This window comes from Streptomyces sp. NPDC127119, assembly GCF_042677425.1.
In the GTDB taxonomy this organism is placed as follows: Bacteria; Actinomycetota; Actinomycetes; order Streptomycetales; family Streptomycetaceae; genus Streptomyces.
The window spans coordinates 24,973-42,731 of the sequence record NZ_JBHXTO010000056.1 but is presented as its reverse complement, the minus strand read 5'-3'; the positions used below and the strand labels follow the sequence as shown (position 1 = coordinate 42,731).

Here is a 17,759-nt window from a genome sequence, read left to right as displayed (position 1 = left end):
TATGGACACCCACCCGCCACCCAGCTACTGTCAAGCCACCACCAATCGCAGCGCGCCGCGTCGAAGCGCTTCACAGAACCGGAGACCTGGATGGTCACCCTCGCCGAGGTCGCCCAGCACGCCGGAGTCTCGGCGAGCACGGTGAGCTATGTCCTCAGCGGCAAGCGGTCCATCTCCGCGGGCACCCGGCAGCGGGTCGAGGAGAGCATCCAGGTGCTCGGCTACCACCCCAACGCGGGAGCCCGGGCGCTGGCAAGCAGCCGGTCCAACATCATCGCGCTGATGATCCCGCTCCGCACGGACATGTACGTACCCGTGATGATGGAGATCGCCATCGCGGTGACGACCTCGGCCCGCTCCCACGGGTACGACGTGCTGCTGCTCACCGGCGAGGAGGGCCCCGACGCCGTGCGCCGGATCACCGGGAGCGGGCTCGCCGACGCGATGATCCTGATGGACGTCGAGCTGGACGACGAGCGGCTGCCGCTGCTGCGCGGCACCGAGCAGCCGTCCGTCCTCATCGGGCTGCCCGCCGACACCAGTGGTCTGACCTGCGTGGACCTCGACTTCGGTGCGACGGGCGCGCTGTGCGCCGAACATCTCGCGATGCTCGGACATCGTGACATCGCTGTCATCGGTGAGGCGCCCGCGGTGTACGAACGGCACACGGGGTTCGCCGAGCGCACGCTCGACGGGCTCAGGTCCCGCTCGCGCGAGCTGGGCCTGCGGGTCCTGCACCGCCCGTGCGAGGGCGGCTTCGACGCCATGTCCCTGACCCTGGCCCGGGTCTTCGACGAACGCCCCGGCACCACGGGGTTCGTCGTGCAGAACGAGTCCGCGGTCGAGCCGCTGCTCGCCCTGCTGCGCCGGCAGGGCCGGGCCGTGCCCGAGGACGTGTCGGTGATCGCGATCTGCCCGGACCAGGTCGCCGTCCAGGCCTCGGTGCGGCTGACCTCGGTCGCCATCCCCGCCCAGGAGATGGGCCGTCATGCGGTGGAGCATCTGATCGCCAAGCTGGAGGGGCACGGAAAGGACGAAGTCGTGCTCATCGCACCCGAGTTGACGGTCCGGGCGAGCACGGGCCCGGCCCCGGCCGCCGCCTGACCCGCCCCGCCCCACCTCCGCTCTCCCACTCCCACTCCCACTCCCCCGACCTGGTCCTCCGGAGTCGCGTAACCGGGTCTTGTCGCCACTCCTCCCTTCAGGAGCACTCCGCATGAATCAGCATGTCGAGAACCGGCCGGGACAGTCCGGCTCGGGGTCCGCGAGTCTCGCCCAGTCCTCGCCCACCGTCGGCACGTTCCGTGAACGCGACGGCGCGCTGGAGTGGAGCGGCCGGCAGGAGACCGTACGCATCGAGCCGTGGGGCCCCGACGCCGTACGGGTCCGGGCCAGGCTCGGCGGGCCCGTCCTGGAGGGCCTGCCCGCCGCCGTGCTCGACGAGGCGCCCGCCACCGAGGGCACTGTCAAGATCGAGGGCGGCCGGGGCCTGCTGACCGTCGGCGCGCTGACGGCCGAGGTCGACGCCGAGGGACTGATCCGCTTCGTCCGCACCGGCGACGGGGCCGAACTCCTCGCCGAGGAACGCGCCCACTTCTGGTGGCCGGGACCGCGCCTCTACACACCCGTCGGCAACGGCTACCACCGCCTGGAGCAGCGTTTCGCCGCGTACGAGGGCGAGAAGCTGTACGGCTTGGGGCAGCACCAGCACGGGCTGCTCGACCAGAAGGGTGCCGTCCTCGACCTGGTGCAGCGCAACGCCGAGGTGACCATCCCGGTCCTCACGTCCAGCCGCGGTTACACCCTGCTGTGGAACAGCCCGGCGATCGGCCGGGTCGAGCTGGCGGGCAACGGCACGCGCTGGGTGGCGGACTCGGCCCGGCAGATCGACTACTGGATCACGGCGGGCCATCCGGCCGACGCGCAGCGCCGCTACAGCGCGGTGACCGGGCGGACGCCGATGCTGCCCGAGTGGGCGGCGGGCTTCTGGCAGTGCAAGCTGCGCTACCGCACGCAGGACGAACTCCTGGGCGTGGCACGGGAGTACAAGCGCCGGGGTCTGCCCATCGACGTCATCGTCTGCGACTTCTTCCACTGGACGCACCTGGGCGACTGGAAGTTCGACCCGGCCGAGTGGCCCGATCCGGCGGGGATGCAGCGGGAGCTGGCGGAGCTGGGCATCAAGCTCGTCGTGTCCGTGTGGCCGTCCGTCTCGCCGCTCTCCGAGAACCACCGGCTCATGGAGCAGCGCGGCTGGTTCGTCGGCACGCAGTACGGTCCGATGGCGCACGCCGACTGGCCGGACAAGGAGGTCGCCTCCACGGTGCAGGTCGCCTTCTACGACGCGACGAACCCCGAGGCGCGGGAGTTCCTGTGGTCGAAGATCAGGGACAACTACCTGGAGCCGTACGGGATCACGTCCTTCTGGCTGGACGCCTGCGAGCCCGAGCTGAAGCCCGGCTTCCAGGAGAACCTGCGCTACTGGGCGGGCCCCGGTCTCGAAGTGGGCAACATGTATCCGCGTGAGAACTCCCGTGCCTTCCACGAGGGCATGCTGGCGGCCGGCGAGAGCGAGGTCGTCACCCTCAACCGCTCGGCGTGGGCGGGCAGTCAGCGGTACGGGGCGGCCCTGTGGTCCGGTGACATCGGCACGGACTTCGCGACCCTGCGGCGCCAGATAGCGGCGGGCCTCAACACCTCGCTGTCCGGCATCCCCTGGTGGAACACCGACATCGGCGGCTTCCACGGCGGCGACCCGGACGACCCGGCGTACCGCGAGGTGATGATCCGCTGGTTCCAGTTCGGCGCGCTGTCCCCGCTGATGCGGCTGCACGGCTTCCGCGACCCGGGCACCCCGCTCGGCCCGGAGATGACCGGCGGCCCGAACGAGGTGTGGTCGTACGGCGAACAGGCCGGGCCGATCCTGGAGAAGTACCTCCGTCTGCGCGAGCGCCTGAAGCCGTACGTGCTCGATGTCATGCGGGAGGCCCATGAGGAGGGGCTGCCGGTGATGCGGCCGCTGTTCCTGGAGTTCCCGGACGACCAGGCGGCCTGGTCCGTGGACGACTCGTATCTCTTCGGCCGGGATCTGCTGGTCGCGCCGGTGCTCACCGCGGGTGCGACGGTCCGTACGGCCTATCTTCCGGCGGGCGCGCGCTGGACGGACGCGTGGACCGGCGAGGAGTACCGGGGTGGCGCGGCCGTGACCGTCGACGCCCCGCTGGACCGCATCCCGCTGTTCCTGCGCGACGACGCGCGGCTGCCCGTGACGGAGTAGCCGCGCGTCGCACCTGACGGTCAGCTGCTGCTGACCGTCAGGTTGTTGGTGACGAAGTCCAGACCGCCGGACGAGGACGTGACCTCGAAGCCGAACTGGACGTCACCGATCGTCTCGTTGCCCATCCAGCCCTTGGTGTCCTTGATCCACTTGAGGATCGGCAGGATGCTGACGCTGCCCGAGTTCGAGTCCGAGGTGCGCAGGAACGAGAAGACCTCGTTGGCGCCGTTGTTGCCCTTGTACACGGACCAGGTGTGACCGCCGAGGGTGACGTTGCCCTGCGAGGTGCCGAGCGGACCGACGGCCCCGTTGTAGTTGACCCAGAGCATGATCTCGTAGTCGTAGTCGGTGTCCCAGATGTCGTACGAGGTGTTGTACGCGCCGGCCGACGGGACCGTGACGTTGTAGCTGCTGGAGAGCGAGCCGAGCGAGGTGATCGTCTTGTTGATCACCTTCTTGGAGTTGGGGTACGACTTGATGCCGCCGGTGTTGGGGTGGTTGGCCCAGACTCCCCAGTTGGTGCCGGAGTTGGCCCAGATGCACTGGCTGCCCGCGCCGGAGCCCCAGATGTTGTTGTAGAGCGTGTAGCCGTTGAGGCTGGTGTTGCCCCACTGGTCGCAGGAGTTCCAGATCGCGGCGGAGGCGGGGGCGGAGGCGAGCCCGACGGTCACTCCGAGAGCGAGCGCGGGCGCCAGCAGCGCCTTGACGACCCTGCTCCTGGTCCTGCTCGTCCTCATGTTCGGCGTGCGTGTTGCCATGGTGTCCCTTCCATGAGTGGGGGGATGTGGGGGATGGCCTCGCTGTACGTCTGCCGCGGCCCCAGGGTGAGGACGCGGTCCTCCCCGGCGCGCAGGGAGAGCCGGCGCGCGCCGGAAGGAGTTCTCAGGTCGACGGAGTGGGTGCGGGTGGGCCGGACCACCGCCCGGACCTCCCGCGGACCCCAGTCGAGGTCGATCACGGCACCGAACCGCGTCCGTACGCCCCGGAGTCCGCCCGCCGGGAAGGCGGCGGGCAGTGCGGGCAGGAGGACCAGCCGGTCGGGGGTCGACTGGATCAGCGACTCGACGACCAGGGCGGGCAGGGTGTGGGCGGCGTCCGCGTTGTAGACGTCCCGGTGCGGGTAGTGCGCGCTCATCAGGGAGGCGTGGAAGAAGTCGCCCGCCAGCACCTGGCCGAGCGCGTGCGCGACCCGCTCGCCGTCCCGCAGCCGGGCCGCGACGAGGGCGTGGTGCAGATGGCCGTGCGCGGAGTCGTTCTCGGCGCCCCGCAGTGCGAGCGCGCGATGCGCTGCCGCCGCGAGCTCCGGGGTGTCGTAGGGATTGATCTCGTCGAGCGGCCAGACGCCGTACAGATGGCTGAGGTGCCGGTGGTCGTACGTGTCGTCGAGGCCGGGCCACGCCCATTCGGCGAGGGCGCCGTCGTCGTTGACGCGGTGCGGGGGCAGCCGCTCGGCGAGGGCCCGCCAACGGTCGGCGTCGGGGCCCGGGTGGTAGGCAGCTGCCGTGCGCAGAGCGTGCCGGGCCGCGGAGAGGTCCATGGCGGCGTTGACCGCGCCCCAGCTCGCGTCCGGGTTCGCCGGGCGGTTCTCGGGCGAGTAGGAGGGGACGACGACGAGTTGCCCGTGCTCGTCGGTGCGGGTGAGGAAGTCCTCGTAGAACAGGGCGACTTCGGCGAGGACGGCTGCCAGTCGCGGGTCCCGCTCCCCGCGGGCCTCATCGTGGTCGACGAGGGGCTTGAGCAGCCAGTCGGCGCCCGCCGTCCACAGGTGCAGGGGGTACTCGCGGCTGAAGTGGTACGTGTGCCCGGACTCGCCGTCCGTGTGGGGCGGGGCGACCACGCCTCGGGCGCCGAAGACGGCTCGGGCGTTGTCCCGCCAGTGCGGCAGCTGCCCGTGGACGAGGGCGGCATGGGCTTCGACGACCTCGGGCAGGGCGCCCGCGACGGCCGAGGCGGTCTGCAGATTGAGGTTGGCGTCCGTGGTGAAGGCACCGGACCAGGCCGTGTCCCAGTCGCCGGTCCACAGCCCGGTGAGCCTCGGCGGGAGCATCCCGCTCGCGGACAGCAGGTGGTGGCGGCCGGCCGCGAAGAGCCGTTCGAGGAGGGCGGGGCTCCCTGGCCGCTTGAGCAACTCGGAGCCGGGGAGGGCGCGTTGGCTGTCGTCGGCTTCGAGGGTGAGCGAGACGCGGGAGTACGCGGTGCGGTGGAGACGCAGATGACGCCTCAGGAGGCCGTCGTACGGTTCGCCGCCGTGCGGCAGCAGCGCGCGCAGCTCCTGGGTCCGCGCCACCGTGTCCAGTTCTTCGGTGTGCCGCTCCACGCGGGTCAGGAGCAGGACCGACCCGGCGCCCGCCACGCGCATACCGGGCGCCGTCAGCGTCGTAAGGCCGCCGGTGACGACGGCCAGCGTCACACCGGTGTACGCGAGGTCGCTGCCGGGATAGCGGGCGCTCAGGGTGAGCACGGCGCCCTCGGGGGTGAGGACCGCTCCGTCGCTGACGCCCAGGCCGTCGGGGGCGCCGGGGAGCCGGTGGTCCAGCGTGATGTCCAGGGCGGCGCCGGGGGAGGTCACGTACTGGACGATCACGTCGTCGGCGCGGGAGACGAAGACGCGGCTGCGCCAGCCCGCGCAGGACGATGCGACGACGCCCGTGGTGAAGTCGACCGTGCGGCGGTAGTCGCGCTCCCCGTCGGCGGACGGCCGTCGCAGCCGCACCTGGAAGGCGGGGTGGAAGGGCCGCACCCACTGGAGAGGGCGCCCGTCCGTGAACTCCTCGGCCGCCGTCAGGTCTCCCGCGAGCAACCGGTCCTGGAGTGCGGGCAGTTCGGCCGCCAGCTCCGGAGGACGGGCGTGCTCGCCGCCGTTGGGCCGGACGAGAGTGTGATGGGTGACGATCACCCGGTCGTCGTTCGGATCACCGAACACAAGGGTGCCGTGGCGGCCGTTGCCGCTCAGGAAGGCGTCCTCCCAGCGGCCGGCCGGGGCCGGCTCCCAGGTGCCGTGCGGCGAGGGGGACGACGGGTCCTGCGTGCCGGCGGTCATGGGGACAGCACCGCCACTCCGTACCGGCCCAGTTCGAGCAAGCCCGCGACCCGTCGCTCACCGAGCAGGTCCCGGTACTCCCCCGGCACCTCCACCGTGACCGGGTCCCGCCCGTGGTTGAGGACGAAGAGCAGGTCGCCCCGGCGTACGGCCTCGACCTGGGCGGGCAGTCCTTCGAGCACCGGCCGCACCCCCGCACCGGCGGCCACGCCCTCCAACAGCTCGCGCAGCGCCGCGGGTTCGGGCAGCGTGGAGACGTACCAGGCGCGGCCCCTGCGCAGCACGGCGGGCAGCCCGTCGAGTTCGCCGCCCTTGTAGCGGGAGTGCGCGACGACGTCCTCGGCCTCCTCGGTCCCGGCCTCGATCTCCTCGGACCACAGGGTGCCCCGGAAGCCCTCGCACTCGGCGTACTCGCCGGGGTCGAGCGGCCACCACTCGTGCAGGGTGCGGATGCCGAACAGCTCCCGCAGCCGCTCGTCCATCCCGCCGGTGCGCACCCGGTCGTCCTCGTCCGCGATCCCGGTCAGGAAGCCGCAGACGAGGGTGCCGCCTCCTCGCACGTACGCGACGAGGTTGTCGATCGCCTGGTCGGTGAGGAGGTAGAGCTGCGGCACGACGACGAGGCGGTACGCGGACAGGTCGTGCTCGGGGTGGGCGAAGTCCGTGGTGATGTGGGCCTCCCACAGGGCGCGGTGCCAGGCCCGCACGACCTGCTGGTACTCGACCTCGCGGGAGAGCCGCCCGTCCTGCTCCCCCGCCCACCAGGCGTTCCACTCGTGGAGGATCGCGACCTGGGAGGCCGAGTGGCGGCCCGTCACCCGCGCGCCGATCCGCTGCAGCTCGGCGCCGAGCCGCTTGACCTCCTGGTGGGTGCGGCCCTGCTCCCCCGCGTGGCCGACCATGCCCGAGTGGAACTTCTCCGCGCCCTGGCGGGACTGCCGCCACTGGAAGTAGCAGACGGCGTCGGCGCCCCGGGCGACCGCCTGGAGGGACCAGAGCCGGTTGAGGCCGCGCGGCTTGGGACGGTTCACGCCCCGCCAGTTCACCGACCCCGCCGCCTGCTCCATCAGCATCCACGGCCCGCGCGCCTGGGAGCGCGTCATGTCCTGGACGAGCGCGCCCTCCTGCGCGCCGAAGGGGTCGCGCGGATCCGGATAGAGGTCGACGGAGACGACGTCCTCCTCCCCGGCCCACCGCCAGGCGTCCTGCCCCGCCCACATCGGCATGAGGTTGGTGGTCACCGGGAGGTCCGGGGAGTACCGGCGGACGATGTCGCGCTCGGCGACGTAACACTCCAGGAGCATGTCGGACGTGTAGCGCTTGAAGTCGAGCACCTGGGTGGGGTTGTTCAGGTAGTGGGCGCGGCGCGGCGGCAGGACCTCCTCCCAGTCGCCGTATCCCTGGCTCCAGAAGGCCGTTCCCCAGGCCGTGTTGAGCGCGTCGAGCGTGCCGTACCTGTCCCTGAGCCAGCGGCGGAACGTGCCGGCCGCCTCGTCGCCCCAGTCGTAGGTGCAGTACTCGTTGTTGATGTGCCACATGGTGAGGGCGGGGTGGCTGCCGTAGCGGGCGGCCAGGTCCTCGGTGATCGCGGCGGCGTGACGGCGGTAGGTGGCGCTGGAGTGCGAGAAGTGCTGGCGGCCACCCCACCACTCGGTGCGGCCGTCCGCGTCACGGGGCAGGGTGTCCGGGTGGAGCCGGCCGAGCCAGGGCGGGGGCGAGGAGGTCGGGGTGGCGAGGACGACCCCGATGCCGTGCTCGTGCACGAGGTCCATGAGCCGGTCCAGCCAGCCGAACTCCCTGACACCCGGCTGCGGTTCGATCCGCGCCCAGGAGAAGACACCGAGCGTGACGGAATTGACCCCCGCTTCCCGCATGAGGCGCACGTCCTCGCGCCAGACCTCCTCGGGCCACTGCTCGGGGTTGTAGTCCCCGCCGAAGAGGACGCGCCCGCGGACGGCGTCACCGAGCCCGACTCGCCTACGGGGACTGGTCGCGCACATGACACACCTCGTTCGACAGAGAGGGACAAGCCCCCGAGGGGGGCGCCCCGAAGGGGCGCGGGGAACTGCGCGCTCAGCCACATCCGGCCCGCACCCGACAAGCAACCGGAAGTCACCTGCAAAAGCGGGCTGACCGGCGCCAAAGGCGCGAGGTCAGCCTTTGACCGCGCCGGTGAGCATCCCTTTCTTGAAGTGCTTCTGGACGAAGGGAGACAAAAACGCAACCGGCAACAACGCCAACACCATCACAGCCATCTGCACAGCGAGCGCGGACAACTGTCCCGCCCGGATCGCCTGCCCCAGCCCCACCGGAGGTTCCTGTTTCTGGACGAGCTGGATCATCACGTTCTGCAGCGGCATCATGTCCTGATCGCTCAGATAGATCGACGCGTTGAACCACGCACTCCAGTACCCGACGGCGTAGAACAGCGTGATCACCGCGATGACGGCCCGGGAGAGCGGGAGCACGATCTGCCAGAGGATCCGCCAGTCCCCCGCCCCGTCGATCCGCGCGCTGTCGGTGAGTTCCGGCGAGATGCCCATGAAGAACGCGCGCAGCACCAGGATGTTGAAGACGCTGATCGCGCTCGGCAGGATCAGCGCGAGATACGTGTCGGTCAGTCCCAGCGACTGCACCAGCAGATACGTGGGGATGAGCCCGGCGCCGAAGAACATCGTCGCGAGCAGGGTCATCAGGAACCAGCGGTGCCCGAGCGATCCGATGCGTGAGAGCCCGTACGCGCAGAGGACCGACACCGTCATCGAGAACAGCGTGCCGACGGCGGTGACGCCCAGGCTGACGACGGTGGCGCGGGTGACCTGGCCGCCGCTCAGCAGTTCCTGGTAGGCGATGAAGGTGAGGTCCCTGGGGACCAGCACCAGCCCGCCGGCCTCGCTGATGGTCTGCTTCGTGGACAGGCTGGTGACGACGACGATCCACAGCGGGAACAGGACGGCCAGGCAGGCGAGGGCCAGGGCGATGCCCTTGCCCGCGAGTCCGGCCCGGCGCGGCTCCTCCTCCCAGACGGGCCTCGGCGGGGCCGCCCAGCGGCCGGGCGCCTTCGGTCCCGCGCCCTCCGGCCGTTCCTCGGTGACGGCACTCTCGGTCACGGCACTCATTTCTTGTACACCCCCTGCTCGCCCATGAGATGGGCGACCTTGTTCGCGGCGAGGACGAGTCCGAGACTGACCACACCCTTGATCAGTCCGGCCGCCGCCGCGTAACTGAAGTCCTGGTTGCGGACGCCGTTCCACCACACGTAGGTGTCGAGGACCTCCGCCGCGCCCGGTCCCACCGCGTCCCGCTGCAGCAGGATCTGCTCGAAGCCGACGGTGAGCGCGTCACCGACGCGCAGCACCAGGAGCAGGGCGATCACCGGACGCAGCGCGGGCAGCGTGACGTGCCACATGCGGCGCCACCGGCCGGCCCCGTCCATCGCGGAGGCCTCGTACAGATCGGGGCTGACGGAGGCCAGCGCGGCGAGGAAGACGATGACGCCCCAGCCGGCGTCCTTCCACACGCCCTCCGCCGTCACCAGGAACTTGAAGACCCCCGGGTCGGTCATGAGGTCGAAGCCCTCGTAGCCGTGCCGGCGCAGGGTCTGCGCGATGATGCCGGCGCCGCCGAAGATCTGCTGGAAGACGGTGATGACCAGCACCCAGGAGAAGAAGTGCGGCAGATAGAGGATCGCCTGCGAGACCGCCCGTACCCGGGGCCTGATCACGCTGTTGATGAGCAGCGCGAGCAGGATCGGGACCGGGAAGAAGAGCACCAGTTGCAGCCCGAACAGGACGAGGGTGTTCTGGACGGCGTCCCAGAACGCCGAGTCCTCGAACAGCCGGGAGAACTGCTCGAAGCCGACCCAGGGGCTGTGGAAGACGGCGATGAAGCCGTTGTCGCTGATGTAGGGGTCGTACTCCTGGAAGGCGACGACGTTGCCCAGGATCGGTATGTAGTTGAAGACCAGGACCAGCAGGACGGCCGGCAGGGTCATCAGGACCAGGGTGCGGTCCCGTCTGAAGCGGACCTTGAAGGTGCCGCCGCCGTCGAGGGCCCTGCGCAGGGCCCTCCTCTCGGCCCTGGTGACCCCCGGGGCGGGGGACGCGGCGGCCACCGGAGTGCCGCCGCGCGTAGTGGTGTCACGTGAAGCGGCGTCACGTGAAGCGGCGTCGGCTGGAGTGGTGTCGGCCGGAGTGGTGTCCCGTGGAGCGGTGCTGTGTGCCACCGGGTCACCCCTGCGCGGATCCGCTGTCGTCCAGCAGCTTCCCGTACCAGTCCCGCAGCTTGTCGCCGCCCTGGCTCTTCCAGTCCGACACGGCCTGCTGCATGTCGCTGATCTTCTTGCGGCCGCGGACGATGTCGTCCTCCAGCTGCTCGAAGTCGTTGGAGAGGTTCGTCCAGCGGGCCGGTTCGATGATCTGGAGGCCGTAGAAGGGGGACTTCTTGGTGAAGGCGCCCATCCGCTGCTGCCACTCGACCTGCGCCTTCGCTATCTCCGGCAGGTCGGGGTGCGCGATCGTCGAGGCGGGGCTCGCCAGCATGACGAAGGCGTTCAGGACCTCCTGGTTGCCCTTGTCGTTCTTGGTGGGCGTGCCGTCCTTGACCGTGTAGTGCGTGCCCTCGACCCCGTAGTTGGTGAGCATGTACTCCTCGGTGCCGTACGGGGCGGCGGTGACGTTCGCGGCGGCCAGCACGTCCCGGATCACGGCCTTGGACGCCTTCTTGTTGACGAAGGCGAAGATGCTCGCGGGCGCCCCGGCCCACAGCGTGGGGTCCCCGCCGTCATGGCCGAAGATGTCCATGCCGTCGATACGGAAGTCCTTGTTCTGCGCGGCCTGTTCGGTGGTCTTGGCCCACCAGTGCGAGATGTCGTTGTTGTAGATGAGGACTTCGCCGGCGGTGAAGCGCAGGCTGGAGTCGCCCTGGTTCTGCGCCTTGGCGTCCGGGTGGACGACTCCCGCGGAGTACAGCTTGCGCGTCCACTCCAGCGCTTCGAGGTATTCACCGGTCTCGACGCGGTAGACCAGCTTGCCGTCGACGAGGTTCCAGCCGAGCGGCTTCTCGCTCCCGGACAGCACACCGAAGCTGTTGAACGCCGTCCACTTCATGTCGTCGCAGGCCCACACCTTCGCCCTGGCGCTGGTGATCTCCTTGGCCAGGGCCAGGAACTCGGCCGCCGAGGTGGGGAGTTCGTAGCCCTTCTTGTCGAAGATGTCCTTGCGGTAGTACGGCACGATGTTGGCGACGTACGAACTGGGCATCGGCAGGCCGCGCAGCTTGCCGCCGAAGATGGAGCGCTGCCAGGCGTCGGTCGGGACGGCGGCGAGGTTCGGATAGTCCTTGACCTTGTCGCCGGAGAGGTACGGGCCGAGGTCGGCCATCTTGCTGATGATGGCGCTGGGTATCTTGCCGCCCATGTTCCAGCCGGGGATCACCACGACGTCCGGCATGTCGCTGGAGGCGAGGACCGCGCCCAGCTTCTCGTCGTACGTGTTGCCGTCCTGGTTCTGCCAGACGACGTTCGCGCCGATCTTCTCGTTCATCGCCTGGTAGTAGGGGTTGTCGCCCTTCGGCGGCGAGCCCCAGAACGGCGACATGATCTTGATGGTGCTGCCCTTGCCGAGCTTGCCCGACACCGAGGCCTTGAGGTCGGCCGTGACGAGCTTGCCGGTGAAGCCGAGCGAGGACCCGTTCTTCGACGCGATGTCCGGCGTCACCACGTTCTGCGCCACGAAGGCGGGAAGGATCTTCTTCGCGTCCTTGCCCGAGGTCGTGCCCTCCTTCTTGCCGCCGTCGGAGCCACCGCAGGCGGCCAGCAGCGGCATCCCGCCCGCCACCGCGACGGTGGCGACCGCCGTGGAGGCGAGGAAGCTTCTCCGGCCGGGACCGGGGGCGGAGGTGTTCGGCGTCATTGCGTCAACCCTTCGTGGCGCACAGCAGGACACCTGGCCAAGTGGCCGTCGGCTGCGGTGTCTTGAGCGGAACTGGCTGAGCTGGAGTTGCGATGGCTGAGCTGAGGTTGCGGAGGCTGAACCGAAGTCGCACCGGCCGAGCTGAGCGGAAGCGAACCTCGGAGGTCTGCGCACCCAGGAGCAGCACCTTCGATAGTCGAAGCGCTTCGATGTTGCTGCGAGGTTAAGTGAACACCTGGGGGTGCACAAGAGCCGATTCAAACATTCCTCGGAGGTGTCCCGGCGAGGGAGAGGTCTGTACCGGTCGCTTTTGCCCCATGGGTTGACGAAGGAGGGCGGCGGGGATTCGGAGTTGTTGCGTCTGGGTGTCTTGACACCCGACCACTCGTCGAATCAGCATCGAAGCGCTTCGAAAGCTCGCCACCGGCCTTCCCCGTCTTCCGTAAAGGGATCCTCGCGTGACTGCACAAACGCCGCCTTTCCGCGACTCGCAGCTGCCGTTCGCGAAGCGCATCGACGATCTTCTGGCGCGGCTCACCCTCGACGAACGGGTGGCGATGCTGCACCAGTTCGGACCCGCGGTTCAGCGCCTGGGCATCGCCGCGTTCCGCACCGGCCAGGAGGCCCTGCACGGGGTCGCCTGGATGGGCCCCGCGACCGTGTTCCCGCAGGCGGTCGGCCTGGGCGCGACCTGGAACGAGGACCTGGTGCGCCGGGTCGGCGAGGCGGTCTCCACCGAGACCCGCGCGATGCGCTCGCGCGACGACCGCGTCGGCCTCAACGTCTGGGCGCCCACGGTGAATCTGCTGCGCCACCCGCTGTGGGGCCGCAACGAGGAGGGCTACTCGGAGGACCCGAAGCTGACCTCGGCGATCGCCACCGCGTACACCCGCGGTCTGCGCGGCGACCATCCCGCCTACTGGCGCACGGCCCCGGTCCTCAAGCACTGGCTCGCGCACAACAACGAGACGGACCGGGCCACCGCGTCGAGTTCGGTACGCCCCCGTGTGCTGCACGAGTACGATCTGCGGGCCTTCCGGGAGACGGTCGAGGCGGGCGCGGTGGCCGGCGTGATGCCCGCGTACAACCTGGTCAACGGCCGCCCCAACCATGTGTCGCCGTACCTGGCGGAGCAGTTGCGCACCTGGACGGACCAGGACCTGCTGGTCTGCTCGGACGCGGGCGCGCCCTCGAACCTGGTCGACTCGGAGCACTACTTCGACACGCACGAGGAGGCGACGGCCGCGGCGCTGCTCGCCGGCGTCGACAGCTTCACGGACCACGGCACGGACGGCTCGAAGATCGTCGAACGCATCCAGGAAGCCCTGGACCAGGGCCTGTTGACCGAGGCCGACATCGACGCCGCGGTCCGCCGTCAGCTGTCGGTCCGCTTCCGGCTGGGCGAGTTCGACCCGCTGCTCGACCCGTACGCGGACGCCAAGGACTTCGACACCCCCGCGCACCGGGCCCTCGCCCGGGAGGCGGCGGAACAGGCGATCGTCCTGCTCAAGAACGACGGCGGTCTGCTCCCCCTCACCCTCACCCGGGAGGGCACCCCGACCGGGGAAGGCCCGCGCATCGCGGTGGTCGGCCTCCTCGCCGACGAGTGCAAGCTCGACTGGTACAGCGGCACCCTCATCCACCGGTCCACACCACTGGAGGGCCTGTACGACCGCTTCGGCGCCGACCGGGTGGACTTCGCCGAGGGCGTGGACCGCGTACGCCTGAAGACCTCCGACGGCGGCTGTCTGAGCGTGCCGCGGGCGGACGACGCGGGTGAGGAGGTCCGCGGGGCCGAGGGCGCGCTGGACCCGGCCCTCCTCGCGGGCCGCACCGATCTGCCGCCGCTCACCACCGACGACGTGGGCACCGAACTGGCGCTGATCGACTGGGGCGAGGGCGTCCTCACGTTCCGCGCTCCCGACGGCCGGTACCTCTCGGTCGCCGAGGACGGTTTCGTCCGCGCCTCGGCGGACCAGCCGGGCGGCTGGGTCGTGCAGGAGACGTTCCGGCTGGAACCCCGGGGCTCCCGAGAGGGCGGGCACGGGAACGGGCACCTCCTCCGGCACGTCGGCACAGGTCGCTACGTCTCTGTGACCGCCGACGGCGTAAAGGTTGCCGACGAGAATCCGACAGTCCTGGAACTGGAGATCACCGCGCGCGGCGAGGACGCGGTGGCGCACGCGGCGGCCTCCGCCGACGTCGTCCTGGTGGTCGCGGGCAACGACCCGCACATCAACGGGCGCGAGACGGAGGACCGCACCACCCTCGCCCTCCCCGCCCACCAGCGACGGCTCCTGGACGCGGCACGGGCCGCGAACCCGCGCACAGCGCTGATCCTCACGTCCTCGTACCCCTACGCGATCGACCCCACGGGCCCGGCCGCCATCCTCTGGACGGCCCACGGCGGCCAGGCGGCCGGCACCGCGCTGGCCCGCGTACTGGCGGGGGACGTCTCCCCGGCGGGCCGGCTGCCCCAGACCTGGTACGCCTCGGACGCGGATCTGCCCGGCCTCCTCGACTACGACGTGATCGGCGGCCGACAGACGTATCTGTACTTCGAGGGCACCCCGCTCTTCCCGTTCGGCCACGGCCTGTCGTACGCGTCCTTCGCGTACGCGGACCTGGCGGCGCGGGTCGGGGCGGAGTCCGCGCGGGTCACCTTCACGGTCACCAACACCGGTGACACGGCGGCCGACGAGGTGGCCCAGCTCTACGGCCGTCCCGTGTCACCCTCCGTGCCACGCCCCCGCCGCGAACTGCTGGCCCACCGCCGCGTCCACCTTCCCGCGGGCGCCACCACGGAGCTGTCCTTCGAACTCCCGCTCTCCGCCCTGGAGTTCTGGGACGTCGCACACGGCACCCGACGGCTGGAACCCGGCGGGTACGAACTCCTCGCGGGCGCGTCCGCCGAGGACATCCGCCTGAGCGCCACGATCGACCCGGCCGGTACGCCGCCCGCCCCGCGCCCGGTCCTCGAACGCGGCCTGCGCGCGGCCGACTTCGACGATCAGCGCGGCACGGCGATCGTCGACCGTACGAAACGGTCGGGGGACGCGGTGACCCCTGCCGACCCGGACTCGCACCAGGCCGTCGGCCGCACGGCCGAACTGGTCTACCGGGCCTGCGACTTCGGCCCGGACGCCCGGTCGGTCACGGTCGAGGTGTCGGGCGAGGGAACCCTCGAACTGGCCCTGGACGACGGCCCGGCGATCGCCCACCTGGACATCGCGCCCACGACGGGCCCGTACGCCCACACCTCCGTCACCAGCCCGTTCGCCGCTTCCGGGGTCCACGACCTGCGCATCGAGCTGCGCGGCCCACTGCGGCTCGCGCACGTCGGCTTCTCCGGCTGAGGGCCCGGAGGGAACCGACGGCACAAGGGAGGGGCCCGGCACCGGAAGGCAGCGGTGCCGGGCCCCTTCGCCCGGGGGTGAGGGGGAGGATCACCCCTCGGGCCGGATCATGCTTCGGGCCGGATGAGCCCGCGCTCGTAGGCGCGGATCAGGCGGCGGGGCACGGCATACTCGCGCCCGTCGACGTGGAAGGGGACGAGATCCGGTGTCGCCGCCTTCCACTGGGACCTGCGGTGCCGGGTGTTGGAACGGGACATCTTGCGCTTCGGGACGGCCATACCCGGCACACTATATGAAAATGATTGTCACTAGCCATAGGGTCCCGGTGTCCGGTCTCAGAGAGCGAGCCCCGTGAGGACCAGGACGCGCTCGTAGGTGTAGTCGTCCATGGCGAACCGCACGCCCTCGCGCCCGACACCGGACTCCTTGACCCCGCCGTACGGCATCTGGTCGGCACGGTAGGAGGGCACGTCGCCGATCACCACACCGCCCACCTCCAGCGCCCGGTGGGCCCGGAAGGCGGTCTGCAGGTCGTGGGTGAACACCCCTGCCTGGAGCCCGTACTTGGACGAGTTGACGGCGGCGAAGGCGGCGGCCTCCCCGTCCACCTTCTGCACGGTGAGGACGGGCCCGAAGACCTCCTCGCAGGAGATCGTCACGTCGGCCGGTACGCCCGCCAGCACCGTCGGCGCGTACGAGGCACCGTCGCGCTTGCCGCCGGCGAGCAGTTCGGCCCCGGCCGCGACGGCCTCGTCGACCCACGACTCGACCCGCTTCGCCGCGTCCTCGCTGACCAGCGGGCCGACGTCGGTCGTGTCGTCGGAGGGGTCGCCGGTCACCTGGGCCCCGACCGCGGCGACGATCCGGGGCAGCAGCCGGTCGTACACCGACGCGTCCGCGATGACACGCTGCACGGAGATGCAGGACTGGCCGCCCTGGTAGTTGCTGAAGGTCGCGATGCGGGTGGCGGCCCAGTCCAGGTCCTGGTCGCTCGCCCAGTCGGCGAGCACGACGGCCGCGCCGTTGCCGCCCAGCTCCAGGGTGAGGTGCTTGCGCGGTACGGAGTCCATGATCGCGTAGCCGACCTTGTCGGACCCGGTGAAGGAGATGACGGGCAGCCGCTCGTCCCGCACCAGCGCGGGCATCCTGTCGTTGGCCACGGGAAGCACCGACCAGGAGCCGGCCGGCAGGTCCGTCTCGGCCAGCAGCTCGCCGATGACCAGGCCGCTGAGCGGGGTCGCGGGGGCGGGCTTCAGGATGATGGGCGCGCCCGCCGCGATGGCCGGGGCGATCTTGTGGGCGCACAGGTTGAGCGGGAAGTTGAAGGGAGCGATGCCGAGCACGACGCCCTTCGGGAAGCGCCGGGTGAGGGCGAGCCGGCCCTGACCGCCCGCGTCGGTGTCCAGCCGCTGGGCCTCGCCGCCGTTGAACCGGCGGGCCTCCTCGGCCGCGAACCGGAACACGGACACGGCCCGGCCGACCTCGCCGCGGGCCCACTTGAGCGGCTTGCCGTTCTCGGCGGAGATGAGCCGGGCGATCTCCTCGGTCCGCTCCACGAGCCGCTTGCTCACGTGGTCGAGGGCGGCGGCCCGTACGTGGGCCGGGGTGGCGGCGAACTCGTCGCGCACGGCGTGGGCGGCGGCGACGGCCTCCTCGACCTGTGCGTCACTCGGCACACCGACCTTGCCGACGAGGCGCCCGTCCCAGGGCGAGGTGACGTCGAAGGTGGCCTCACCGGTGACCCGGAGCCCGGCAAGCCAGAAGGCATGGGTGGAAGTCATGAGGGCCCCGCCCCTTCCAAAAAGTAGGTCAACTACTGGACGTCCCCACGCTAGGCCCTCCGCGGACGGGACCCACTTGTCCACGACGGAGCACTCCCCGAAAGCATGGCTCCACTTCGTCAAGGGGGTCTGCGTTCGGGGGCGCGGGGAACGGCGCGGCCGGCCCCCACCGGCCCGCGGCCGCGGCCGCGGCTGAAAGATTGCGCCGTTCCCCGCGCCCCTGGGGGGGGCTTGGGCGGATCGTCGGCCGGAGGCCGGTGGGGGCTGAGCGCGCAGTTCCCCGCGCCCCTAGGGGGGCGGGGGGCTCGGCTTGATCGTCAGTCTCGGGCCGGTGGGGGTTGAGCGCGCAGTTCCCCGCGCCCCTAGGGGGTCGGGGGCTTGGGCGGATCTTCG

At 70.8% G+C, this 17,759-nt stretch carries 11 protein-coding genes; 3 read left to right on the top strand and 8 right to left on the bottom strand.

Going from position 1 to position 17,759, the window contains the following annotated elements:
• The first annotated feature begins 90 nt into the window (after window positions 1–90).
• Both ACFVH5_RS23390 and ACFVH5_RS23385 read left to right on the top strand, forming a co-directional pair.
• Entirely contained in the window at window positions 91–1,104 is a 1,014-nt protein-coding gene (locus ACFVH5_RS23390) for a LacI family DNA-binding transcriptional regulator (RefSeq protein WP_385835598.1), read from the top strand.
• A 112-nt stretch (window positions 1,105–1,216) separates the two neighbouring features.
• The gene (locus tag ACFVH5_RS23385) at window positions 1,217–3,277 is read left to right on the top strand and encodes a TIM-barrel domain-containing protein (protein WP_385835597.1); all 2,061 of its coding nucleotides are present in this window, start codon (window positions 1,217–1,219) and stop codon (window positions 3,275–3,277) included.
• 20 nt (window positions 3,278–3,297) lie between these two features.
• On the opposite strand, the gene ACFVH5_RS23380 is transcribed toward ACFVH5_RS23385, so the two are convergent.
• The 6 genes from ACFVH5_RS23380 to ACFVH5_RS23355 form a co-directional block, all read right to left on the bottom strand.
• Window positions 3,298–4,035: a hypothetical protein gene (locus ACFVH5_RS23380; protein ID WP_385835596.1), complete on the bottom strand. Its 738-nt coding sequence runs from the start codon at window positions 4,033–4,035 to the stop codon at window positions 3,298–3,300.
• Complete coding sequence (locus ACFVH5_RS23375) at window positions 4,011–6,317, bottom strand: glycoside hydrolase N-terminal domain-containing protein (protein ID WP_385835595.1); 2,307 nt, start codon at window positions 6,315–6,317, stop codon at window positions 4,011–4,013. Before ACFVH5_RS23375 ends, ACFVH5_RS23380 begins: the two co-directional genes overlap by 25 nt.
• Window positions 6,314–8,317 (bottom strand): beta-galactosidase, encoded by a 2,004-nt coding sequence (locus ACFVH5_RS23370; RefSeq protein ID WP_385835593.1) that lies wholly within the window; start codon window positions 8,315–8,317, stop codon window positions 6,314–6,316. Before ACFVH5_RS23370 ends, ACFVH5_RS23375 begins: the two co-directional genes overlap by 4 nt.
• A gap of 153 nt (window positions 8,318–8,470) precedes the next feature.
• Window positions 8,471–9,436, bottom strand: a complete 966-nt coding sequence (locus ACFVH5_RS23365) for a carbohydrate ABC transporter permease (RefSeq protein ID WP_385835591.1) — start codon at window positions 9,434–9,436, stop codon at window positions 8,471–8,473.
• Window positions 9,433–10,542, bottom strand: a complete 1,110-nt coding sequence (locus ACFVH5_RS23360; RefSeq protein WP_385835590.1) for an ABC transporter permease — start codon at window positions 10,540–10,542, stop codon at window positions 9,433–9,435. Before ACFVH5_RS23360 ends, ACFVH5_RS23365 begins: the two co-directional genes overlap by 4 nt.
• A 4-nt stretch (window positions 10,543–10,546) precedes the next feature.
• Entirely contained in the window at window positions 10,547–12,229 is a 1,683-nt protein-coding gene (locus tag ACFVH5_RS23355; protein ID WP_385835588.1) for an extracellular solute-binding protein, read from the bottom strand.
• A gap of 458 nt (window positions 12,230–12,687) precedes the next feature.
• Here ACFVH5_RS23355 and ACFVH5_RS23350 point away from each other — a divergent pair, with 458 nt between their 5' ends.
• Window positions 12,688–15,585, top strand: coding sequence for a glycoside hydrolase family 3 C-terminal domain-containing protein (locus tag ACFVH5_RS23350; protein ID WP_385835587.1), 2,898 nt, complete (start codon window positions 12,688–12,690; stop codon window positions 15,583–15,585).
• A 107-nt stretch (window positions 15,586–15,692) separates the two neighbouring features.
• Here ACFVH5_RS23350 and rpmF read toward each other — a convergent pair whose 3' ends face one another.
• The gene (gene rpmF, locus ACFVH5_RS23345) at window positions 15,693–15,863 is read right to left on the bottom strand and encodes a 50S ribosomal protein L32 (protein ID WP_384810921.1); all 171 of its coding nucleotides are present in this window, start codon (window positions 15,861–15,863) and stop codon (window positions 15,693–15,695) included.
• 57 nt (window positions 15,864–15,920) lie between these two features.
• Window positions 15,921–17,366, bottom strand: coding sequence for an aldehyde dehydrogenase family protein (locus tag ACFVH5_RS23340; RefSeq protein ID WP_385835584.1), 1,446 nt, complete (start codon window positions 17,364–17,366; stop codon window positions 15,921–15,923).
• Window positions 17,367–17,759: the final 393 nt, after the last annotated feature.